Source organism: Sutcliffiella cohnii, from assembly GCF_002250055.1.
GTDB lineage: Bacteria > Bacillota > Bacilli > Bacillales > Bacillaceae_I > Sutcliffiella > Sutcliffiella cohnii.
In genome coordinates this window covers 1,663,126-1,685,915 of record NZ_CP018866.1, presented here as the reverse complement: position 1 = coordinate 1,685,915, position 22,790 = coordinate 1,663,126, and the positions used below count along the sequence as shown (strand labels likewise).

Genomic DNA, 22,790 nt, shown 5'->3' with positions numbered 1-22,790 from the left:
CTTTTTTTACAGATTAACGACTTTTATTTTCCTATTAAACTTGCTTTCTACTCTTTACACTTATCAAAATCACCGCAGCAACTCCATATACTCCTAACACCCCAACAACACAATGAGTGAGAAATGCAATGTCAGGTGCAAAAAGTTTAATAGTTCTCCACGGAGTTCCAATGAATAAGCCAAATAAAGGAATGAGGACTGCAGCTAAAACAATTGAAATACTTCCTACAGTGTATGCTAACTTTTTATTCGGATTCTTTGTGCGAAATAGTTTTATAATATGACTGATTGTAAATAGTAAGATTACTAGTAAAATTCCTAACAAGACCCATTGTACTAGGTAACTCGGTGCTGGTAGGTTGGGCTCTTCACCGTTTAAAATAGAACGGATGCCATCCATAATATAATAAACATTTCCGTCTTCCATAATATGGTGTTTGTTCGTAAGCAATACAGCTCCTATCCCTTGCTCTGGGAGGAAGAACAGTTCACCTCTAAAATGAGGTGTGGAACCCCCGTGAAAGGGGAAATGCTCTGTTTTGGAAAAATGCCACCCTAGGCCATATTTCCCTACTTCACCAGGATGTGTTGTTAAGAGGGCTAAACTTTCTTCCGATAAAAGGTCTCCACCATCCATCATGAATTGAAGGAAGTTTACTAAATCATTCGTACTCGCAGACATATACCCATATGGAGCTCCTGCATGGTCATATAAGCTATCACTTTTCACTGGATTTCCCCACCATGATGCATAACCAGGTACAAGCCCTTTTTGTACGGCACGTTCATAGTCTGCAGCTGCATCGTCCATCTGAAGTGGAGAGAAAATATGGTCCTGTATATACTTCGAAAATGTTTCGTTCGTTACCGCTTCGATAATACCTCCAAGCAACGTGTAGTTTGCAGAGTTATATTTATAAACTTCTCCTGGCTCGGAAACTAATTCTACTCCACTTAATTGATTAATAGCTTCCGAGATTGTCCAATCGGCTGACGCACGATCTGTTATTTCAAACCCATCAGCTGCACTAATCCCACTAGTTTGATTAAGCAAGTGGCGAACAGATATCGGACTTTCTGATTTATATGTAAAAGAAGGAAGGTACGTCTCGATCGGTTCTTCAAGATCTATTCTCCCTTCTTCCACTAACATCATTGTTGCCAGAGCGGTAATTGGTTTACTAATCGATCCTATTAAAAAGGGCGTATCACCTGTAATGGTTGAACCGTCACTTAACGCTCCCCAATTATTTTCAAAAATAATTTCCCCATTTTCAATAATCGCTAAAGATGCTCCTGGAATATTATATTGGTCAACTGCTTCATCCAAGAAGGCTCGTAATTTCTCACTTTTGTCTACAGAAGCTAAAACAGAAAGCGGCGAAAATAAAAATACCAAAAGGCCTACCAACATGATTATTTTTTTCAATGTTCTCTTCTCCTTTTGCAATAAAAACATCTTTATTGTTTTTTTAAGTACGATTCAAAAAGCTTGGCTAGCATGTCGTATGATGCATCGATATCAAACTCATCGTCAACCATTTTTTGAAGGGCAAGGCCATCAAAACAGGCTAGTAAAATACTTGCCATCACCTCAGCTTCTTTTGGCTCTTTTACTATGCTTTGTAAAGGATGAGAAAGGCTATCTCTTCCCAACTTCATCATGCTCTGTACTTCTCGTTGTAGCGATTCGCTCTTTATTCCTAAAGAATAAAGTTCATATCTCCAACGGTACCAATCTGGATTATTTTGTACTCTTGTTTTGATTTCTTTTAACACTTCTAATGGTTCCGTAGTAGACGTATCTTCCCCGTCATAGTGCTTGTGATATTTACTTTGAATATCTCTCTGAACCGCAAACAATAACTCTTCTTTACTTTTGAAATAGTAATGGACAAGTCCAGGCGTGATCCCAGCCTCCTGTGCGACTTCTTTCACTGATGTATTATTAAATCCTTTTTGACTAAAAACTTTGTATGCTGCTTCAATTAATTTTTGGCGTTTATCTTCCTTTGTCATATCTACACTCCTATTTAGTTGGTCAACCAACCAAATTTTATTATAAACATCATTACGAAGTCAAATTCTTTTTATAAGATAAATATAAAACGCTGTAAAAAAAACTTCACAGCGCTCTAATTTTGATAATATTTTTTCTTCTTTTCTATATACTCTTTCTCGCATGTGAGTAGCTTATATTCAATATTATTACCTTTTTTCTTTTTTTGATCTACTTCTTCCCATGTGGTGCCAATGAGTTGCAAATGAATCATAACATCCGTATTATTCGGTTCCTTATATAAAAAATATGCCTCCTGAGGCCTTATAAACAATCTTGGTTCTCCGCGGGATCTCACTATAAATTGCTTTTTTAGCGAATCGTAGTAATCATCTTTTTCTTTACCGTTATATATCATTTTAGCTGCTTCTAATTCTCGAAAGGATACTTCGATATACGCATGTTCATCAATATCTAGCTGAAAACTTGAAATAATATCTTGCATAATTAGACGTGTAAATTGTTCATCTCGTTCTTCCATCTTTTTTATACACTCCACTGACAGCTCTGGAAGCTCCCCAGCCTTAATTTCTTGAGGTTGTATATGAATCAAAATGAACAAACTAATAGAAATAAAGAATATTTTATACATTTGCATGCTCCTCCAACTGAGTTTACAATATGGAGTATTTTCTTAAAACGTAAATTTATTCTTAAACAATAAATAAAGCGTGAACCTTTATCTTGGTCCACGCTAAAAATATAGTGATAACTTATAATTTAATGTTCTTTCATTTCAAATCCATACTTTTTATTAACTTTGTCTGCGATTTCTTCTAAAAATCCATGTACCGTAGTCTTTTCGACTTTTCTAGAATACCATGCTAATTTCGCGTCCATTGCCTTCCCTGCATAATTTACTTCTAATGGCCAATACGTTTTAGTTGCGTATGTGTAATCGAAACGAATATACAGCTGTTTACCTTCTGGACATAATAAAAGAGCCTTATAATTTGGATTTTTACCCGACTTGTCAAACTTCACTTTTTTTAGTTTAGCTAGCATCATAATCTCCAATCTACGGTTTTATCCATTATACCACAAACAACCACACGAAACACCATGGGACACAGGGACACATACCGTGGACGGAGGGACAGGTTCCGCGTCCCACCATAAAATGGAAAGCAATCCATTGTTACTTTATAAAATTTATACCCTGCAATAATATCAGTACTAAAAAGAAAACGATTATGACTAAAATAAACATCGAAAAACCATTTTTCTTAGCTCGTAAAATATCAGTCATAAAATAGATTAGGACCACTACTAACAGTACCATTCCTACAATCGCCAATACGAAATGAAGTAAAAACATTATAACCTCCTCCTATATAAAAGGACTTTATTGAATTTCCTAAGTGAGAATAACCGAATAATTTTTAAGATATTGTGTAAAATACTTCTGTTCAAAGGAGGTGTTCACATGCCTAATCGCAACGATAATAAGTTCAGAAAAATCGAATCTGAAAGTCAAAAACAAGGAAAAACTCAAGAAGAATACGCTGCTGAGCTTGAAATGAACAAGTTGAAAAGTCAAAAACGGAAATAAGGAAAAGGCAGGTCATCCTTCCCTGCCTCTTATTTTATAAAAGAACTTTTTGATTTGCTCAAAAGTAAAATACCCGACGACCCCTCCGAGAGTATTTAAGATTAAATCATCGACATTAAAACTGCGTGGGAATATGTATCCAAAATAACTTAACAGCATTTGCATCAATTCTATAGCAAAACTAACTAGGAAAATAATGAATGTTGCTCGCTTCATACTACTAACCTTATAGATGGAGAGATATACTCCTAATGGTAATAGTAGAAGAATATTATAAAATGACAATTTAACTGCATTCCAAAAATACCAATTAAAACCGCTACTATTATATTGGTTAATAAGATCCCCAACAAAGAAGAATGGTACTAATTGAATATTATATTCCCAGCTCCAATAACTCTCCGTTAAAGGTGGAATATGTAAATGTCCGGTTGTTTCTTTTAATACGTTAAAAGCATAAATTATAAAACTTAGAAAAACTAATATATTAATAATTCTTTCCTTGTTCAATTTCATTCCATTCACCTTACGTTTCCTAGTATTGATTCTTATCCTATCATCCCTTTTTTATTATCGAACACTAAACTCTTTCGTTACAGTTTCTACTAACTCTTCAACCGTCCCAATACAGATTTCAACTTCAGGTACATGATAAAACGTACTCGTTGTCTCAAAATTATTCACTTCGCCGTCTTGTGAGTACAAATATATTCTTTTTCCTTGTCCTAACGCAATCCCAAATTCTATATGACTTCCCTTTCCTGCTGGCAATAAAACGATAACAAAATCAGCATCCATTACAGCATTTTTTTCCTCTTCGCCGATTCTTTTTAAATCTTCCGTAGTTGAAGCTCTTTCATTCTTCGTCCAATCATAAGTTTGAACATAACCCCTACGAATAAATTCATTACTAACATAACGAACCATCTCCATATTTCCAAAACTAGATGCAACATAAAACTTCTTCACGATTTAAACCCCCTTGTGGACGGAGGGACAGGTCCCGCGTCCCACCAAAAAATCTATGGACAAGGAACCCCTTGTCCACACCTATGTTATTCATTATAATAAAAACTAGAAAAATATGGAGGTTTTTTCTAAAAATCTTTTAGTCTATCAATTGGGGAGTGTGGGAAGTTACATGTTAAAAACACATGATTATCGAAAAAAGCACCCTGAGATTTATTTACCTAAAACAGAAAAATTAGTGATATTAGAACTTCCAGAATTAACTTACGTATCGCAACGAATGGTTACTTCCTTTAACACGAATTGGGACGGTAGGCCGGAACCAATAGATGAGAAGTGGTTAGCTTGGAAAGTGGTCAATCAAATAAAACAAATTACGAAAAATGAATTAGAATACAAATTTAAACTGATGCCACCGGAAATTATTTGGCATGAAAAAACAAATGACGACAAGTGGTTAGTTGATCAAATGATGCTAGTTTCAGATCGTGCAACTGAAGATATGTATGATCGAGCATTAAATAAAGTAGAAAAGACTTTACGAGTAGAATTACCTACTATTTCTTTTGTAAAACGCCCACCGACTCTATGTGCACAAAAGTTACATGTTGGCCACTATAAAGATGCCGAAGATGTCTTTGAATCTATGAAAAGTGATCTAAGTGAACTAGGGTACCGACCTACTCAACCGTGGCGAGCAATTTACTTACTACCCGCGATGGGCTGTTATCCCGCTCATAATAGTAAAACTGTTGTTTCCGTGGATATTGAGAAAATATAAGTTACGAAAACCGGTACATTCACTCTTTGGAAGGGGCTAATATGATGGAATATAAAGGTTCAACCGTGTATGATCAGGAGGATTTTTTGTCTAATTATATGAAAAGGCGGAGTAGAAAAGATAGTCCCAATAATGCTATTGAAGGTCCGATTATTTATGAACTCCTCGGTGATTTTCGTAACAAAAAGCTATTAGACTTAGGTTGTGGAGACGCCGCGTTTGGGGAAGAATTACTTAGTCAAGGTGTTGCATATTACACTGGAGTAGAAGGTTCTGAACAGATGGTTGCATTAGCAAAATTTAATGTTCCTAGTGATAATGGGGAAATACACCACGATTCTATGGAAACCTACAAATACCCTACAGAAACATTTGACATCGTCACCTCTCGTTTTTCCATACACTATGTTTCTAATATTAAAACGCTGTTCCAAAACATACATAAAACATTAAAAGATAATGGCTCATTCATTTTCAGTGTGCAACATCCCCTTACTACTTCTTCATTTATTAGTAAACAATCTGGGGATAAACGGGGAAATTGGATTGTGGATGACTATTTTCTCGAAGGCGAAAGAAAAGAACCTTGGATGGAACAAATCGTTGTAAAATACCACCGAACAATCGAACATTATTTCAAAGCACTCACAAGCTCTGGATTTACAATAGTAGATTTACGCGAAGGAACACCAAAACGCGAGAATTTCTCCAATGAGGAAGAGTTCCTTAGAAGACAAAGAATACCAATTGTTTTAGCTTTTTCTTGTACGAAGAAATGAAATGTGGACTGCGGGACAGATACCGTGGACGGAGGGACAGGTTCCGCGTCCCACCAAAAAATGGATGGACAAGGAACCTGCCCCAATGTCCATCCGCCTTTACCAATTTAGTTTTCCACCTGCAAAATAAACACTGCTGCAATATCCTCTTTCCAAGTCCACCGTGATTCTATACTGTATATGTAGATTCCCTCTCTACTCGGAGCAAAAAAATGGTCGCCTACGAAATCTTCATCCACAATTAACACCTCACCATGCCATTGCTTCCACCCTAAATGATTTGGTTCTTCATCAACGTAAACTACATCAACTCTTGTGTTAGGTGCTACTTTTATAGGTTCTATTTCATGATGAAAAGGTGGAGGTGCATCAGGGTTAGAAACATTATTATAATTTTTGTGGATAATGTACGAAATCTCTTCATCATTGACAGATATATCTGGTATAACAATGTTTTCGTTTGGCTGACAGCCCACTAGTAAAATAGTTATAACCATAAACACAATTAAATTTCGAATCTTTTCTATCATCCTATTATTCAAAACTTCCTCCCATATATTCCATCCTTACCATACGCAAATAAGAACGTTCCTCTCATAAAAATTGGACCTATAATACGCTTCCCCTTTTCATCAACAATCTGTATCTTTTCTGTCGGTTTTAAGAACGAACTTGGAGACGAAATCGTTTCAATGTATACATGTCAATTAGTCCAATTAGATCGGATTGGCTAAAAATAAATTGCTGAAGTGTGTCGGGTCCCCTCACATGGTAGCGGGCAGACTCCTTCATCTCATCAAGACAAACAAGGTGAAAATCATCATAATAATAAAAATAAACCTCTTTCGAATTAGCAACATTCAACGCATAACAGTCTATTATCCCGTAATCTCCTGCTCCCCACAGCTTCTCCCCTGTAATCGAAAAAGCAATAACACCATCACTTCCTATCGGCTCATCCCAACCGAAGTTTCCGAAAATACCTTCGTCAAAATAACTAACCCAAATGGTATCGTTATTGTCAATTTGAACATCGTTAATACCGTCACCGAGAGTAAACGCGTCGATTAATTGTCCGTTTGGATTATACCTTCTTGCATTTCTTTCAATATAATTATCTTCTTTTAAGCATCGCCCCTGTACAATTAACAGCGATCCATCAGAAAATATGTCTACATGTGTTGGGATGAGTGGAACTTTCTTTAAAACAATCGTGTCGATTCCGTCCTCTTTAATGATTCGGATTGTCCAATCGCGCTTTTTCACTGGACGTTCAAAAAAATCTAACTCACTTTCAGCGGTTTCTATTAAAAGTAATGCTCCATCTTGTGTTACTTGACCTGCGACATAGGTCAAAATTGAAGAATATTCGGCATACTTGTTTAAAACTAACTTTTCTAAATTACTCATCTTTTCTTTCTCCTTACTTTCATTATCCATATTTACATTCAACCTAAAAGCATGTAATCCTTCTTCGACAGAAATTGTTTTTCAGTTCCCTACCTCCATTTTCATAACAAGTAGTTAACTAATTTTTAAAATATTTTTTAGATAAATAGAAATATTCCTTTTATTGCCTCTCGCCAAACTATATAATTTAATAGCAGTGTTTGTTTTTACAAAATAAACCAAATGATAAAGAGGTTGAACAATGAACAAGAATGAAAAAATGGTAACCATCCCTTTTTTAACGATGACTTTCGTCTATTTAACAGAACTATATTATTATCTTTTCGGTTACAGCTCAGGTGTTCAGTTTGTCACTTCACTGTTTTTCATGAGTATACTTTTGTTTATTTTTACATTTCTTATAAAGAAAACAAATATTCCTAAGCGTGCATTTGTAATCCCTACACTTTTGTCTCTTTTATTACTAGCTTATGAGTTACCTACTATTCTTATAGATGACGTCCAATATTTAGTAACGAGTTATTCTGAACCTGAAGAAGTAATTGAGGAAACAGGCATATTTATTTTATCTATAAATCTTGCTCAAATCACTAATGTCAAAAACGAACAAGAGGTTCGAAAAATGTTTACTTATAACGGAGTGAAATTTTTTTACGAGATTATGGAAACTACTAATTTCAAACGTTATACATCAAAAAACAAAGAAATATTTAGATTGCTAGGTTTGAATCGACGTGACTTTGACAAAATGGCCGAGTACGTTTCGACTTACATAAATACAAATAATCCATCAGTAGCAGAGTTTTTAAGCCGCGAAGACTCTTCTGGAGATAGTGCAGGTCTCGCTTTAGTCTTGTCTGGTATGATTCATCAAGGAGACGTACAAAATAATTTCCCTATAGGTGTAACAGGAGCTATCACGAAAACTGGTAAAGTACAATGGGTTGGAGCAATTAAGGAAAAAATCCAAGTGGCAAACGAACATGGATATGCTCATATAATCGTTCCACATGCAAATCTTGCAGAAGCAAACGAAGCGAAAGAAGCACTTGGACTCACTATCCATATAAGCGGAGTAAAAACCATTAACGAGGCGATAAAAGTGATTGAAAACGTAAATAAGTAGTGGATCATTTACACATAAAACTCGATGGACAAAGAAATGATTAGCTTTGAGACGGAGGGTTTCGCATCCAACAAAAAAAGGATGAACAAGGAATACATTCACTCCCTCATCCACCCTCATAGTCCATCTTTAATTAACTATACTAGCCTTCGCCTCTTTAGGAGCATCCAAACCTGGCTTCTTCCAAATTATCGTAATACCAATTCCAATAGCCAATATTACTGCTGCAAAATAATAAGGATAGTTAACATCTATATCAAAAAGCATACCACCGATTATCGGGCCCGTAATATTTGCTAAACTAGTAAACGTAGAGTTCATACCACCAACAAAGCCTTGGTCGTCCCCTGCAATATTAGATAAATAGGACGTAACTGCTGGGCGAAATAAATCAAAGCCAACGAAGACAATGAATGTAACGAGTAAAATAGCAAAATAAGAATGTACAACAGTCATTAAATACACGAGGACTGCTGACAGGATTAAACTGTAGCGAATGAGTTTTATTTCACCCCAAATTTTTGTTAACCGGTCAAAGAGTAGTATTTGTGCAGCTGCTCCAAAAATAGCTCCGCCAGTAATAATAATTGCGATATCCCCTGGTGTAAATTGAAACTTATGATCGACAAATAGACTAAAAAACGATTCAAAAGCTGCCAATCCAAAGGAAGCGATGAAAATTAAAATAAATGCGATAAAGTATTGTGGCGCTAAAATACGTTTAAACCCACCTTTAGTTTCTAAAGCTTGTGGCGCATCAATCTTTTTGCGGACAGGTTCAGATAATAAAATTATCGAAAGAATGGCCGCAATCGTACCAAATGCCCCTGCGAAAAAGAACGGTACCCGCGTTCCAAATTCAGCTAAAAATCCGCCAATCCCTGGTCCAATAATAAACCCAGTACTAATCGCTGCCGACATATAACCGAGTGCTTTAGGACGAGTTTCCAAAGTGGTTATATCTGCTATATACGCTGTAACAGCCGGCATAATAAAGGCCGCACTAACTCCACCTAAAATACGAGAAACGAATAAAATTTCGATACCTTTCCCAATCCCGAATAAAAACTCAGAAATTCCGAAAATAAAAAGGCCGAGTACTATCATTATTTTTCGACCAAATTTATCTGCCGCCCTACCAGCAAACGGAGATACAATTAATTGCGCTAACGCAAACGCAGCTGTTAAATAACCTACAGTAGTCCCAGTAACACCCAATTCTCTCATAAGCGTTGGTAAAACAGGAATAACGAGACCAATCCCTAAAAAGGCTATAAATAAATTCAATAATAATAATCCTAATGTAACTTTATAACTTTTCATCTTTCTCAAACTCCTCACCTGAGTGAACGTGATGTGATTCTTTATTTACTTCATATATCGTAAAGTATATAGTAACTATATAGTCAAGGGTGGTGCTTAAAAAAATGAGTAATAAAGGAAAACATTTAACAACAGGAGAATTTGCAAAGCTTTGTAAAGTGAACAAACAGACGCTGATTTATTACGATCAAATTGGATTATTGTCCCCTGAAGTAAGAAACGAAAAAGGGTATCGATTTTATTCTTTACGTCAATTTGAGCTATTTATGGTTATTGACCTATTAAAAGATGTTGGCATGTCACTTCATGATATTAAACAATATACACAACATAAATCACCTGACAGTTTTCTAACATTAATGCATCAGAAGAAGAAGGAAATAGAAAAAATGCGTCAAGAGCTGGAGGCGAAGGAAAATTTAATCCAAACAAAAATAAAACTAATGGAAGAGGCATTACAAACGGATTTTAGTAAAATAACGTTGGAATACTTTCCAGAAGCAACGTTATATTTGAGTAGAAATATTGAAAATACATCTGATGAGGAATTTGTGGAAGTAGTTTCAGATTTTATTGATGAACTGTATGTCTCCAAACTTGATACAGGCTTTCCAATTGGTGTTATTACGACACGAGATCATATTATAAAAGGCGAATTTACGAACTATAGCTATTTATATATCGAACAACCAAATGCAAAAGAAGGCTTCTCCTATTTTCATGCAGTGGAAGGTCAATTTCTAGTCGGTTATCATATTGGAGATGAGAAAACAATTGGTCATACATACGAGCGGCTTATAGCAGAGATAGAGAGATTACGATTAAGCTTAGGAGAATTCATATTTGAAGAATATATTTACGATACAGTCGTCGTAAACGATAAAGAACAATACGTTACGAAAATCATGATTCAAGTCGAATAAGGACAGATTCCCCACTCTCCTAAAAAGAGATAAGGAAGCTGTCCTTTTCGCTTGACCTATTTCCAAAAAATGTGTGGACGAGGGACCTGTCCCTCTGTCCACGTTACATATAGATTGGGCCTTCTGGGCCGACTGGGATACCGAATAGGTACCAGACGACAATGAGGATGATCCAAAAGATACCGAAGAAGATGGTGTATGGAAATAATGCTGAAATTAATGTACCTAAGCCGATATTTTTATCATACTTTTTCGCAAAAGATAAAAGTAATACGAGATACGGCAACATCGGCGTAATTGGGTTCGTAATAGAATCCCCTATGCGATAAAGCACTTGTGTAAAGGCTGGATGGTAATCTAAAAACATGAACATCGGTACGAATACCGGTGCTAATATTGCCCACTTCGCAGAGGCACTGCCTATTAATAAATTGACGAACGCAACAAAAATGACAAAGGCAACAATTAACGGAACACCTGTAAAACCTATATCATTAAGAAATTCCGCCCCTTTAATAGCAATGATCGGACCTAGATTACTAGCTGAAAAGAAAGCTAGCATTTGAGCAGCTGCAAATACTAAAACAATGTATGGTCCCATTGTACTCATTGATTTACCGAGCATGTCGCCAAAGTCTTTCGAGTTATTAATCGTTTTAGCACCAATTCCATAGAAAAGACCTGGAATGAAAAATAGCATTGTTAATAGTGGAACAATTCCATTCATAAATGGAGAATTCGCTAATATGGAACCTGTTTCAGCATTCCGCAAGACGCCATTTTCTGGAATGAGCATTGCTACGATAACGATAGCAAACACAATCGTTGCAATACCTGCCCATTTTAATCCACGTCTTTCCGTATCGGTGACCTTCTCCATTTGTGGAAGTTCCCCTGTATACGTTCCAAACCGTGGAATAGTAAATTTATGTGTTACCCACAGTGAAACTAGCATTAAAAATAGAGCGGATACTACAAGGAAATAATAGTTCATTGCAGGATTTGCTATATATTCAGGATCTACCGTCTGAGCACCAATTTGTGTGAAACCAGCGGCAAGTGTATCAGACATACCGATAATTAAGTTCGCACAAAATGCTCCTAACGTAGATGCGTAAGCAACGACTAAACCAACTAATGGATGATAACCAAATGCCATCAATACTGTTGCAGCCAATGGAGGCAATACGATTGGACCAGCATCACCAGCAGCGTTAGCTACAATTGCAATTAAAATAATGCTTGGAATAATTATTCTTTTAGGGGTCGCGATGACCGTACGTTTCAATAGACTTGTAAAAAAGCCACTTTGTTCCGCAAGTCCAACACCAATCATCATAACTAGTACCATACCTAATGGTGGAAAGTTGCTGAAGTTCGTTACCATACTCGATACAAAATCGGCGAATCCGGCACCATTTAAAAGATTGTTGGCAGCTACTACTTCCCCTGTACCTGGATGAACAGCTGACACGTTAAAATAGCTCGTAATAAATGAAGCAAGTAAAACAATACCGCAAAGAATGAAAAACAGCACAATCGGATCTGGTAATTTATTTCCGGCAGACTCGATGGAATCAAGCATGCGATCAAAAAATGATTTTTTCTCTTTCTTACTAATCTGAGCCATAGACTCCCTCCCTATAAACCGTTTTATGTTGTACCACTTTATAGATTTACTACAATAAAGGATTAAGGTGAAAACTTGTCACTTCCTACGATTGAGCTCTGAGGGTATCATAAACCCAAAACTCAAAAAGAAAGTGACCAGTTATTACCTCACATTATTATAAATAGATTCTTATTTTGATAGAGTTAATGCAGCAAGCACATGAAATTTCAAGCCATCTTTCATTGCTTCTTCATCTATATCAAACTTTGGATGGTGGTGAGGGAATGTAATACCTTTTTCCTCATTACCGGAGCCTATCATAATAAAACAACCTGGTTTCTCGTCGCTAAATGCCGAGAAATCTTCTCCTCCGAGCATTGGGTCGATCCATTCAATGTTTTTATCTGTGAAATTCGCCTCAAGTAAATTGGCTACCTTGTCCGTTAATTCCTTTTCATTAACAACAGAACTATAACCATACGTATAAGTAACGTTAGCTTCAGCTCCATGTGCTTTAGCAATTCCTTCCGCCACTTCCGTAATTCTTGACTGCATTAGTTCCCGAACCTCAGGGTTAAGTGTTCTTACGGAACCACCAATTTCTACTTTGTCAGGAATAACATTTAATGCTTGACCTCCACCTAGAAATCTAGTTACAGATAAAACTCCAGACTCTAACGGAGCTACTGAACGGGACACGATATGGTGTAAGCCCGTTACAATTTGCGCACCTGTTGCTAAAGGATCCGTCGTCAATTCCGGTGTAGAGGCATGTCCCCCTTTTCCTTGAACAACGATGTTAAATGTATCGCTGGCAGATGTAACGGAGCCATGTTTGATGCCAATCGTTCCGTACGGAATAGTCGACATTAAGTGTATCCCTAATACTTGGTCTACCCCTTCTAAAACGCCCGCTTCCACCATTTCTTTTGCTCCACCAGGTGGAAGTTCTTCCGCATGTTGAAAAATAAAGACGATCTCACCACTTAATTCATCCTTATGTTCTTTTATTATTTTTGCTGCCCCTAAAAGCATTGCTGTGTGACCGTCATGTCCACAAGCATGCATAATGCCTTCATGAGCAGATGCAAATGGCAAATTGGTCTCTTCCTGTATCGGTAAAGCGTCCATATCCGCTCGTAAAGCGATAACTTTACCAGGGCTAGCTCCCTTTATACGCGCCAACACACTTGTTTTCGTCGGTCTTGACAGGTCGAACCCTCCAAAACTCTCCAAAATGTCATACACATATTGCGCTGTATGATGTTCTTGAAACGACAGCTCAGGGTTTTTATGCAGGTATCTGCGCCATTCGATTACATCTTGATAGACTTTATCAATGTCTTGAAATACTTTATTTGAATTCATCATTATCCCCCTATATAAAGATTCGTTATTTAACAGTTGCATAATTATTCATAAACGTGTACACATTCGTGAATATACGACATTTTTTTAATAACCTTACTTTACATAAAATTTTCACTCTTTTCAATATTTATTTTTTCAATATAACAAAAACAAGCGCAAAAAGGGCTAGAATTCACACCACTCCAAAAAATGGATGGTGAGAAACCTGGCCCTCTGTCTTAATTGTATATCGTTCCGCTTGATGGAGTATTGTACCAATTCCAAAAATCTACTTCCCCCATCGTTGCATAAATAATACTTTCATTTTGTTGAAGTCGCAGGAGCTCTTTCGATGGTCCAGTTACGACAACTCCATACGTTTTTACTCCGTTCTCTTCCACATATTTATACACTTCTTCGAAACTTTGCTCTGTCCAAATATACTTTTTGGCTAACTTGCTGTTTTCAACAAGGAAATGTAAACTCGTTTTAAATATTTCTGCGCGCTTTTGACCATCTCCACGTTCCATAATTGAATTACCATGTTGCGGGAAATCGAAAACAGCTCGTTCATGAAATCCCCAAATACCATTACTAGCACTAAAATATGGTGATCGATATTCTTCCCTTTCCTGTTCGACTCCTGTATCGATTGCGTACCAAACAATGTCTAAATCAAAACCTTCTAATAATTGATAAACCTCATCGATTTCATAAAGTCCGTCAAAAGTAATCGCAAGCTCAGAAACAGTACCCTCTGGAAGTAGGTCTAAACTATTCCACGTCTCGTTCAACACCTCTTCGTAAAAATCAAGCTCCGTTTCTTGTTCGTTTGCTACTAAGTTTGGGTGTAGGAAATGTAATTTAACATCATATTGACCATCTGCCCATTCTCTTTTTACATTGAGGGAATTAAATAACATTTTTCCATCGAGCTTTCCAATCGATTTATTATCCTTCCCTATCTGTTTTTGTATCGAAAAATCCATATCTAAAGTGAAATAAAAATTTGTGTCCATACCTCCACTACCTAAAAACACGTTAGGCATCGACATTTGTGTCGCTGTTTTCACTACTTGAACAGCTCTTTCCCCTCGACCTTGTTTGTCGGATCCAAAACCATAATAAGATGCAGTAAACAAACCGGTCATAAAACTCACGACGATAAATATTAGAAGAACAGTCAGCGCAGTCATCAAGCGGTTTTTCCATTTTGCCTTACGTAACATTTGAGCTTGCTTTTTAATAGGAATTTCGTTTAAAGGGTCTTCCTGTTTTACTATTTGTTCACGACTTTTCTCTTCCTGCTCTTCCATCGTTTCATTAAGCAATTGCTCACACTCGGGGCAACTTTCCAAATGTTCGTCGATTGCTCGTTCTTCATCACTTGGAAGTTCTCCGTTTATATACGACTTCCATTTAAACTTCACGTCGTTACAATTCAATCGCATTTCCTCCTTTTTAGTTTATTTCTTTCATTTTCATTTCCAGTTCCTTACGTCCTCGATATATGTTTACTTTTACTTTTGAAATCGACATATCAAAAATGTCTGCTATTTCTTGATAAGAAAATTGATAATAATCTCTCAGTAATACGACATTTCTTTTTGTTACGGACAAAGTCCCTAATGCTTGAAACCATTGTTCAATACTATCTTTAACGAAATACTCTTCTTCGGCACTTCTGCCTTGGCCACCTTTTACATCGGTATTTAAAAGTTCAAGATCATCATAATACGTTATTCGCTTTTCCTTCCGTACCACATCGATAAATGTATGATAAGCCACTTTAAACAACCAAGGTTTTATTTTTTCCATCTTGTAACTTTCAACATAAAGGTAGGCCCGATAGAAAGTTTCTTGAACAACGTCTTCCGTTAATGTTTTATTTTTACAAAGTGAAAATATATACCGATACACATCATTTACATAAAGCGAATATATTTGTTCTAAATCTACACCCTTTCCCATCGAACCCTCCTTTCACTATATCCACGGATGAATACGAAAAAAGTTACACAAAAAAAGTGGACAGAGGGACAGGTTCCTTGTCCCACCAAATAATGGATGAACAAGCACGTGTCCCACCGTCCTTTAACATCTTACATATTTACGTTTGAAACCAAGTCTGCCTTTATCCATGTCTTTTTGAATATTTTCATAAGCATTTAAAAGGCTGCTCTTTTTGTTTTCGCGTTTGACTTCCACTATACCAATTTCTTGAGCAGTCACAATGGCCTTTTCATTTAGAGGAATATAGGAAACGCCAACTGTGTATAGGAAATTATTCATAGAAGCTTTTGCCCGTTCCGGTGAGTCGTGAATCGTGTTTTTTACTCTATCAAGCATCTCGGAAATTTTACTTTCGGAAAATTCATGGTCCTTCCGATTTCCTAAAAGCCAGCAATAGCAGCTCCACCCTGCCGACATTTTCAACTCATCACCGCTCGCAATCCATTTATCGGCAACATCTTGTGCGATGCCAGACTCTGATAAAGTTACCGCTACTACATAATCAGATAACATATAAAAATATGCCCCATCCATCCAACGGTCGTAATCGGACTTCGTCATAGCATTTGGATCTGCAATAATTCCTGCAAAATACATCGCATCATAATTTCCAGTCGCATATAGTTGTTCCGCTAAAAGCTGGTTTATTTTTATTTTCTTCGCCATCGGCTTCATCGCACCTGTAGCAACCCCAAAAAGCGGTTCACGCGCACCGTTAGATATGTACATTTTTTTCGTACGTTCCTTACCGAGCGTTTCTAGTTCTTGCATCACTGTTTCAAAATCCATTGGTATTCAATCCTTTCTAGAAAAGATAGTTTCCCAAAAAAATTGAGAGGCCTTTGCTTTGATATATGTATTATAAACTATCTCTCTAAAAACACTTACATTTTCGTAGCTTTTATGATGAAAGTAGCTGGCATTAATTCAGCCTTTTGCCGAAAATACCACCTTGCTGGATCGGTTGTTGCATCAGCAGGTATAACCACATCATCCATAACCTTTTCGATTTTAAAACCTGTTTCAATCAACGTATTAATATAAGTAGTTAATTTACGGTGAAAAATAACGACATCTTGATGCCACGCCTCGTTATATTCAGGACCTTCGACATTATAAGATTTGTTGAACAGAAAGGATGAATCTTCGTAGCTAATCCGGTCATGCAGCGGATGTTCCCAACTAAAAACGAAAACACCTCCTGGCTTTAAATAACTATGAATGTGAGACAAAGTTTCCTTCAAGTCGGTCGTCCATCCTAACGCATAAATAGAGTATGCAATATCAAAATGGTTAAACGGAATGCCCGGATTTTCCTCCATCGGAGATTCCTTTAATGTCACCTTTCCCTTTACATCCTTCAATACTTCACGTGCCGTTTCTATTTGTTTCGTTGTAAGGTCTAACCCCCAAAGCTCGTTCGCACCCTGTTCTGCCATATACAATAAGGAGTGCCCACTTCCACAACCAATATCTAATACTGTTTTCCCATTTATGTCACCAAGCAACTTTAACTTTTCTTCACTAGGTGAAAAAGGTCCGTAGTCTGGAAGAGGATTTCTACCAAAAAAACGTTCCGCCGCTTTTTCCCAACTACTTTTATTTAAAGTTAAAATTTCCTTCGTATTTTGCATTCTAAACACATCCTTTTACTTCTTCACCCTTTCAATTCGACATTTTCCACAAAATACCCTTTCAAAGTTTTGAAGATTAAATGATATTTAACTTTCCATTTTTAAAAGGAACACTTTGTTTATAACTGCCTTTTGGGTAGATAAACGTCCAAGGCGTACTTACTTTGGATGGAATAGAAAGCGCGGGCAATGTGAATACTTGGTCCCCAATGACCTCATCACGTATTTTATACTGCAATCTTTTATTATGAAAAGTTAGTGTCTGCTCCATACCGTTATGTATCAAAACAGTAATTAGTAATGCCTCACTATGGTTCACTGCTTCTCGAATAGGTGAAAAAATAATACTAGAGTTATGGATGTGCTTCGTTTCTTGAAAAATATTTTCGATATGTTGTCTGTCATTAGTAGATAATGTTCTGTCCCAAGCTGGTTCAAATCGTAATTGTTGCATCGTTTCATTCACCTCTTGAGTATTAGTCTAACATATGGTACAAAAAGGCTGAAGTATAGCACATTAATGGCTTACCATTGTTAATTCGTTATTTATTTACCTTTTTATTTGCGGTTACCGCGTGTTCATTTGCGATAAGCTTTTTTTATTTGCGATTCCTTCCCTCTTATTTGCGATAAGCCGTTTCCACATCAAAAATTTTGACTTTTAAGAAAATATTTTCATTTCCGGTAAGTTTGCTTTATAATAAAATTATATTTCGATTCACGAAGCATTTAGCGTGAATCTAGTAAACTCAATACGGAAAGGGGTAATTTTATGACAAAGGGTACTTTACTACGTTCAGACGTCCCTGTTGAGCAGACGTGGGATTTACGAGATTTATTTCAAACGGAAGAAGATTGGGAAACTGAACTGGTGGCAGTTGAAACTGATATTCAAACAGTTACTAAATATAAAGGAGCAGTGTGTGAAAATGCCAAGTCGTTACTAGAATGCTTGAAGGCAAAAGACGCGTTACAAGAGCGACTAATGCGTGTAGCAACATATGCAGATTTACAAATGTCGGTTGACGGTACGAATCCTAATTACCAAGCAAATGCAGCCCGTGTCGGTTCGGTTTTATCTAACGTTCGTTCAAGTTTGTCGTTCGTAGAATCTGAACTTCTTCAATTAGACAGTGATACGGTTAAAGCTTATATAAACGAAGAAAGCGAGCTCGTAGATTTCCAGAAGACACTCACGGACATTTTGGAGTCAAAGCCACACCGCTTATCTCCTGATGTAGAAAAAGTCTTAGCTGCATTTGGCGAAGTATTTGATTCTCCGTATATGATTTACCAACGAAGCAAAACATCTGATATGAAGTTTTCGTCTTTTACGACAGATGATGGAGTGGAACACCCGCTAACTTTTAACTCCTTCCCAAAATACGAGGACTCAGCCAATACAGAACTTCGTCGGAAAGCGTATGATGCTTTTGTCGGTACACTACAACAATACCAAAATACATATGCTGCAACCTATGCAACGGAAGTAAAAAAGCAAGTAACAGAAGCACGCTTACGTAACTATGAATCTGTTACTGATATGCTTCTAGATGAACAACAAGTAACGAAAGAAATGTACGATAATCAATTACATACGATTCAAACGGAATTAGCTCCACATATGCGTCGTCTAGCGAAGTTGAAGCAACGTGTGTTAGGTCTTGACAAGATTCAATATTTCGACCTTAAAGCACCGCTAGATCCTGACTTTTCTCCAGAGGTGACTTATGAGGAAGCTTCCAAGCTAGTTTTAGATTCATTACAAGTAATGGGTTCCGAATATATGGAGATCATGGAGCAAGGAATTAACAATCGTTGGGTGGATCTTGCTGATAATGTTGGGAAAAGATCGGGTGCGTTCTGCTCAAGTCCATATGGTGCTCATCCATATATTTTAATGACATGGAATAATTCGATGAGAAATGCATTTACACTTGCTCATGAATTAGGTCATGCTGGTCATTTTGTTCTTGCTGGCCGTTATCAACGTATTTCGAACACTCGTCCATCAAGATATTTTGTAGAAGCTCCTTCCACGATGAACGAAATGCTATTAAGCAAGCACATTTTAGAGCAATCCAACGATGAGCGAATGAGACGTTGGGTTATTTTACAATCTCTAGGTACGTATTATCACAATTTCGTTACTCATATTTTGGAAGGGGAACTTCAACGTAGAGTATATGATTTAGCGCATCAAGGTACACCAATCACTGCAAAACTATTAAATGAACAAAAAGTAGAACTTCTCACTGCATTCTGGGGAGAAGAGGTAGAAATCGACGAAGGAGCAGGCTTAACGTGGATGCGCCAGCCACATTATTATATGGGCTTATATCCGTATACTTACTCTGCTGGGCTAACCGCTTCTACCGCTGCATCCCAAATGATTCAAGAGGAAGGCCAGCCAGCCGTGGATCGATGGTTATCCGCTCTCAAAGCAGGCGGCACACTGAAACCGATAGAGCTGATGAAACTTGCTGGAGTAGATATGTCTACACCTGAACCAATTCGCAAGGCCGTTGCGTATGTCGGGTCATTAGTGGATGAGTTGGAGAAGAGTTTTTAATTTTAAGATGAAAAAACCTAGCTATCTGAACAGACGGCTAGGTTTTTCTTATAAATCCTCCGCTAATTCTTTTATTACTTTTTTGGCATCGGAGGCAAATTCTACGGAAGCATCATAGTACATTTGGCCGTTTTTTATGAGTGAAAAATCACCAATCTCTATTTTAAGCAAAGTACCACTACCTCTTTCTTCTAAAAGATAACGATACGCTACATCGCCTTCTTTCGGTTGTACTTCCCAATTCGTCACGTTTAATGCGATGATTAATTCTTTATTTTGGTCTGCCTTAATAATCGTTGTGATCGATTGCCCACCATTAGGAAGCTCCCAAACTACCTTACTACCGAGAGTCATTTCCTCTTCTGGGTAATTTTCTGGCAACTCATCCCAATTGGCAACAAATTTAGGCTTAACAAGAACTTCCCACACTTTCGAAGGGGGGGCTTCAATTAATACTTCGTCTTTAACTGTTAGTTCATTTGATTGCATCATCCTTCATCTCCTTCTAAATATATAAACTCATTATAACCTTTGATCATAAATAAAAGACAATCCGATGCCTTCCCGAATTGTCTTTTTCTCGGCAGTCATTTCCAAGTTTCAACGACCTCTCCACTTTTATCGTAACCTGTTGCTTGAACAATTTGGGTGTAAAAACCTTCTTCCTCTACTGGTAAATGCGCTGGAAATTCAGCAATAAAAGTATTATTTTTCGCCTTAACCTCTTGAGAATCTCCATTAATATATTGAATAACAAACTTATCAATCTCATGTTCATCCGTACTTATCGCACCATGAATAATGTTTCCTACCCCTTCAAAATAATTTACGGAAACTAAAAAAGGTAGACCAATTTCGGAATCAAACGTAATCCCAACACTTTGCTTATTATCATAACGATATTTTCCGTACTCGTAATCGTACGCACCTAAAACATGTTGAGTTTGGTCTAAATAATATACTAATTGATTCTCTTAGTCTTGATTGATTACTTCTATTGGTGTTTCCCAATGGCTCTGGACTGCTTCTTCTAGTGAGTCATAACCTCTACTACAACCAGTTAAGATCAATACAATAATTATAAAAGCATTTATGTATCTAATAATTAGCCCCCCACTCTATGTGTGCTTACTGAAAATAATCCTATTTATCTGTTTGATACCGACAATAGTAATCTTAATGTACTTCATGGTAAGTAATCTTCACCTATTAGACTCTAGTAAGAGCAATATTTATTAACAATCTCCATAAGCCGCTCTGAATTCTCCGATGAAACATTTTCAGATAGTCTTGCAGCCGCAATGATTGGAGCCCACTGAAAAACTTCAGACTTTAAAAGTCCACTCTTTTTACAATATAGCTCCAAGTACAAATCAGCTAAATCTGAGGAAAATTGAGAGTATAATAGATAGGTACGATATATATCAGCACGAATATCTCCCATACTAGAATCGACCCAATCTATAATAGCAATATGACGATCCGTCTTTAGTAAATTAAACAAATGAAAGTCACCGTGACAAAGCCTGTTTTCGTTTGTGAATGAATCTAATTTTTTTAGTAGATAACATTTTTGCTTCGTACTTAGTTCTTCCACTCCGTTAATTTGACGATACAACTTGTCAACCATCGGCTCTATTCCATCCCCGATTACATCATGTATTTCCATTTGTACATCAACAGAGAGATTCAAGTAATGTTCTGCTCGTTCTTGGTTATGGAGAAATAATTCGCCTAACGTTTCTCCTTTAACATACTCCATTACAATCGCTTGTTTGTCGTTTATTTTCGTAACTTCATGTATTTTTGGCACTGGAAGTCCGCATGAATAGGCATACTTTTGTTTCTCAGCTTCATAAAGAGCTTCTGTTTCTGGCAAAAAATCGTTAAACACTTTAACTATTTTGTTGTTAGACAAAAATATTTTTGCGGTATTTCCTTCTGCAATTGGGTTTCCTAAGTTCAATCAATAACTCCCCCTTATCTATTCTCCAACCTGCTCCACCTCAAGAACAACCTTCGTCTTCTCTAGGTAGGTAAACCGATATATTTGATCCCGGTAGATTCGAAAAGGTCTCCAGTACAGAACCATATCCCCTTCATCGGTTTCAAGTATTGTTATATTTGAACGTTTATTTGGTCCATATATATCCCTTACTAGCAATTCCTTTACCGTCCAATTCCCTTCTTTGTAATCCTGAAACGCCTGACTATCTCTACTGATTTCTTGACTACTAAAGCCGACGACCCATACGGTAAAAATAAATACAACCATTCCAGCTGCTGCAAATTTTAAAACTTTACTCCTCTTAATCCTTTGCGGGTTTATGAAGACAATGATAAAAAACAAATATAGAAAAAAAGCACATAAAAAAATTGCCCCCATGTACAAACCTACCATACCTATCAAATCAAATAAAAGAACATAATACATGTCGGGATAAACTAAATCTCGGAAAATAAGGAAAGCACCACCGATGGCTATACAGATTGCAAAGGCAAACACGAAAACCAAAATAACTCTCCATCTTCTCTTGTTCGAAACCGTTTGCTTCTTTCCGCGGGGTTGATTTTTACTCATGGTAGTCACCTGCCACATTTTTCATATTTCTGTTATATACGATCCTAAGTCTAAAAAAGTTTCGGTACACCGTTTTATCTACCGCATTTGAAGCTTTTGTCGAACT

Annotated in this window: 26 protein-coding genes; 6 read left to right on the top strand and 20 right to left on the bottom strand. The window is 36.9% G+C overall.

All coding sequences use genetic code 11. The features are described 5' to 3' along the window. Positions 1 to 34: 34 nt before the first annotated feature. From BC6307_RS08205 to BC6307_RS08185, 5 genes are all read right to left on the bottom strand, one after another. Positions 35 to 1,429, bottom strand: coding sequence for a serine hydrolase domain-containing protein (locus BC6307_RS08205; protein ID WP_066411393.1), 1,395 nt, complete (start codon positions 1,427 to 1,429; stop codon positions 35 to 37). Positions 1,430 to 1,461: 32 nt separating this feature from the next. Then, positions 1,462 to 2,019, bottom strand: a complete 558-nt coding sequence (locus BC6307_RS08200; RefSeq protein ID WP_066411395.1) for a TetR/AcrR family transcriptional regulator — start codon at positions 2,017 to 2,019, stop codon at positions 1,462 to 1,464. A gap of 116 nt (positions 2,020 to 2,135) precedes the next feature. Continuing rightward, complete coding sequence (locus BC6307_RS08195) at positions 2,136 to 2,651, bottom strand: hypothetical protein (protein WP_066411400.1); 516 nt, start codon at positions 2,649 to 2,651, stop codon at positions 2,136 to 2,138. A gap of 128 nt (positions 2,652 to 2,779) precedes the next feature. Beyond that, positions 2,780 to 3,067: a hypothetical protein gene (locus BC6307_RS08190; RefSeq protein WP_328227390.1), complete on the bottom strand. Its 288-nt coding sequence runs from the start codon at positions 3,065 to 3,067 to the stop codon at positions 2,780 to 2,782. A gap of 130 nt (positions 3,068 to 3,197) precedes the next feature. After that, positions 3,198 to 3,377, bottom strand: coding sequence for a hypothetical protein (locus tag BC6307_RS08185; RefSeq protein ID WP_066411404.1), 180 nt, complete (start codon positions 3,375 to 3,377; stop codon positions 3,198 to 3,200). A 108-nt stretch (positions 3,378 to 3,485) separates the two neighbouring features. Between BC6307_RS08185 and BC6307_RS25530 the strand changes: the two genes are divergently transcribed. Continuing rightward, on the top strand, positions 3,486 to 3,611 hold the full coding sequence (locus BC6307_RS25530; protein WP_268874250.1) for a hypothetical protein: 126 nt from the start codon (positions 3,486 to 3,488) through the stop codon (positions 3,609 to 3,611). Between the two features lie 12 nt (positions 3,612 to 3,623). On the opposite strand, the gene BC6307_RS08180 is transcribed toward BC6307_RS25530, so the two are convergent. Together BC6307_RS08180 and BC6307_RS08175 are read right to left on the bottom strand one after the other, a co-directional pair. After that, entirely contained in the window at positions 3,624 to 4,127 is a 504-nt protein-coding gene (locus BC6307_RS08180; protein ID WP_066411407.1) for a VanZ family protein, read from the bottom strand. A gap of 54 nt (positions 4,128 to 4,181) precedes the next feature. Further along, complete coding sequence (locus BC6307_RS08175) at positions 4,182 to 4,580, bottom strand: group-specific protein (RefSeq protein WP_084380125.1); 399 nt, start codon at positions 4,578 to 4,580, stop codon at positions 4,182 to 4,184. Between the two features lie 172 nt (positions 4,581 to 4,752). On the opposite strand from BC6307_RS08175, the gene BC6307_RS08170 reads away from it, so the two are divergent. After that, positions 4,753 to 5,361, top strand: a complete 609-nt coding sequence (locus BC6307_RS08170; protein WP_066411410.1) for a hypothetical protein — start codon at positions 4,753 to 4,755, stop codon at positions 5,359 to 5,361. A gap of 44 nt (positions 5,362 to 5,405) precedes the next feature. Then, positions 5,406 to 6,140 (top strand): class I SAM-dependent methyltransferase, encoded by a 735-nt coding sequence (locus tag BC6307_RS08165; RefSeq protein ID WP_066411411.1) that lies wholly within the window; start codon positions 5,406 to 5,408, stop codon positions 6,138 to 6,140. Positions 6,141 to 6,247: 107 nt separating this feature from the next. Here BC6307_RS08165 and BC6307_RS08160 read toward each other — a convergent pair whose 3' ends face one another. Together BC6307_RS08160 and BC6307_RS08155 are read right to left on the bottom strand one after the other, a co-directional pair. After that, on the bottom strand, positions 6,248 to 6,682 hold the full coding sequence (locus tag BC6307_RS08160; protein WP_066411413.1) for a hypothetical protein: 435 nt from the start codon (positions 6,680 to 6,682) through the stop codon (positions 6,248 to 6,250). Positions 6,683 to 6,800: 118 nt separating this feature from the next. Then, positions 6,801 to 7,550 (bottom strand): hypothetical protein, encoded by a 750-nt coding sequence (locus BC6307_RS08155; protein ID WP_235858041.1) that lies wholly within the window; start codon positions 7,548 to 7,550, stop codon positions 6,801 to 6,803. 241 nt (positions 7,551 to 7,791) lie between these two features. On the opposite strand from BC6307_RS08155, the gene BC6307_RS08150 reads away from it, so the two are divergent. Beyond that, positions 7,792 to 8,676 (top strand): S16 family serine protease, encoded by an 885-nt coding sequence (locus BC6307_RS08150; RefSeq protein ID WP_066411414.1) that lies wholly within the window; start codon positions 7,792 to 7,794, stop codon positions 8,674 to 8,676. Positions 8,677 to 8,805: 129 nt separating this feature from the next. Here BC6307_RS08150 and norA read toward each other — a convergent pair whose 3' ends face one another. Next, positions 8,806 to 9,999, bottom strand: a complete 1,194-nt coding sequence (gene norA / locus BC6307_RS08145) for a multidrug efflux MFS transporter NorA (protein ID WP_066411415.1) — start codon at positions 9,997 to 9,999, stop codon at positions 8,806 to 8,808. Between the two features lie 104 nt (positions 10,000 to 10,103). On the opposite strand from norA, the gene BC6307_RS08140 reads away from it, so the two are divergent. Then, the gene (locus tag BC6307_RS08140; protein ID WP_066411417.1) at positions 10,104 to 10,922 is read left to right on the top strand and encodes a MerR family transcriptional regulator; all 819 of its coding nucleotides are present in this window, start codon (positions 10,104 to 10,106) and stop codon (positions 10,920 to 10,922) included. A gap of 103 nt (positions 10,923 to 11,025) precedes the next feature. Here BC6307_RS08140 and BC6307_RS08135 read toward each other — a convergent pair whose 3' ends face one another. From BC6307_RS08135 to BC6307_RS08105, 7 genes are all read right to left on the bottom strand, one after another. Continuing rightward, positions 11,026 to 12,552, bottom strand: a complete 1,527-nt coding sequence (locus BC6307_RS08135; RefSeq protein WP_066411419.1) for an AbgT family transporter — start codon at positions 12,550 to 12,552, stop codon at positions 11,026 to 11,028. Positions 12,553 to 12,723: 171 nt separating this feature from the next. Continuing rightward, a complete protein-coding gene (locus BC6307_RS08130) occupies positions 12,724 to 13,902 on the bottom strand; it encodes an amidohydrolase (protein ID WP_066411424.1) in 1,179 nt (392 codons plus the stop codon). Positions 13,903 to 14,123: 221 nt separating this feature from the next. After that, positions 14,124 to 15,329, bottom strand: coding sequence for an anti-sigma factor (locus BC6307_RS08125; protein WP_066411427.1), 1,206 nt, complete (start codon positions 15,327 to 15,329; stop codon positions 14,124 to 14,126). Positions 15,330 to 15,345: 16 nt separating this feature from the next. Continuing rightward, positions 15,346 to 15,855 carry an RNA polymerase sigma factor gene (locus tag BC6307_RS08120; protein WP_066411430.1) on the bottom strand — a complete coding sequence of 170 codons (510 nt, stop codon included), beginning with the start codon at positions 15,853 to 15,855 and terminating at the stop codon, positions 15,346 to 15,348. Between the two features lie 123 nt (positions 15,856 to 15,978). After that, entirely contained in the window at positions 15,979 to 16,686 is a 708-nt protein-coding gene (locus tag BC6307_RS08115; protein ID WP_066411432.1) for a DNA alkylation repair protein, read from the bottom strand. 95 nt (positions 16,687 to 16,781) lie between these two features. Further along, positions 16,782 to 17,531: a class I SAM-dependent methyltransferase gene (locus tag BC6307_RS08110; protein WP_066411435.1), complete on the bottom strand. Its 750-nt coding sequence runs from the start codon at positions 17,529 to 17,531 to the stop codon at positions 16,782 to 16,784. Between the two features lie 76 nt (positions 17,532 to 17,607). Then, complete coding sequence (locus BC6307_RS08105; RefSeq protein ID WP_066411439.1) at positions 17,608 to 17,985, bottom strand: SLAP domain-containing protein; 378 nt, start codon at positions 17,983 to 17,985, stop codon at positions 17,608 to 17,610. Positions 17,986 to 18,303: 318 nt separating this feature from the next. Here BC6307_RS08105 and pepF point away from each other — a divergent pair, with 318 nt between their 5' ends. Then, entirely contained in the window at positions 18,304 to 20,103 is a 1,800-nt protein-coding gene (gene pepF / locus BC6307_RS08100) for an oligoendopeptidase F (RefSeq protein WP_066411441.1), read from the top strand. A gap of 48 nt (positions 20,104 to 20,151) precedes the next feature. Here the strand turns inward: pepF and BC6307_RS08095 are convergent, their stop codons facing one another. The 3 genes from BC6307_RS08095 to BC6307_RS08080 form a co-directional block, all read right to left on the bottom strand. Next, positions 20,152 to 20,595, bottom strand: a complete 444-nt coding sequence (locus BC6307_RS08095) for an SRPBCC family protein (protein WP_235858042.1) — start codon at positions 20,593 to 20,595, stop codon at positions 20,152 to 20,154. 724 nt (positions 20,596 to 21,319) lie between these two features. Further along, the gene (locus BC6307_RS08085; protein ID WP_066411443.1) at positions 21,320 to 22,069 is read right to left on the bottom strand and encodes an aminoglycoside phosphotransferase family protein; all 750 of its coding nucleotides are present in this window, start codon (positions 22,067 to 22,069) and stop codon (positions 21,320 to 21,322) included. A gap of 18 nt (positions 22,070 to 22,087) precedes the next feature. Next, positions 22,088 to 22,684 carry a hypothetical protein gene (locus BC6307_RS08080; RefSeq protein WP_066411445.1) on the bottom strand — a complete coding sequence of 199 codons (597 nt, stop codon included), beginning with the start codon at positions 22,682 to 22,684 and terminating at the stop codon, positions 22,088 to 22,090. Between the last annotated feature and the right edge of the window lie 106 nt (positions 22,685 to 22,790).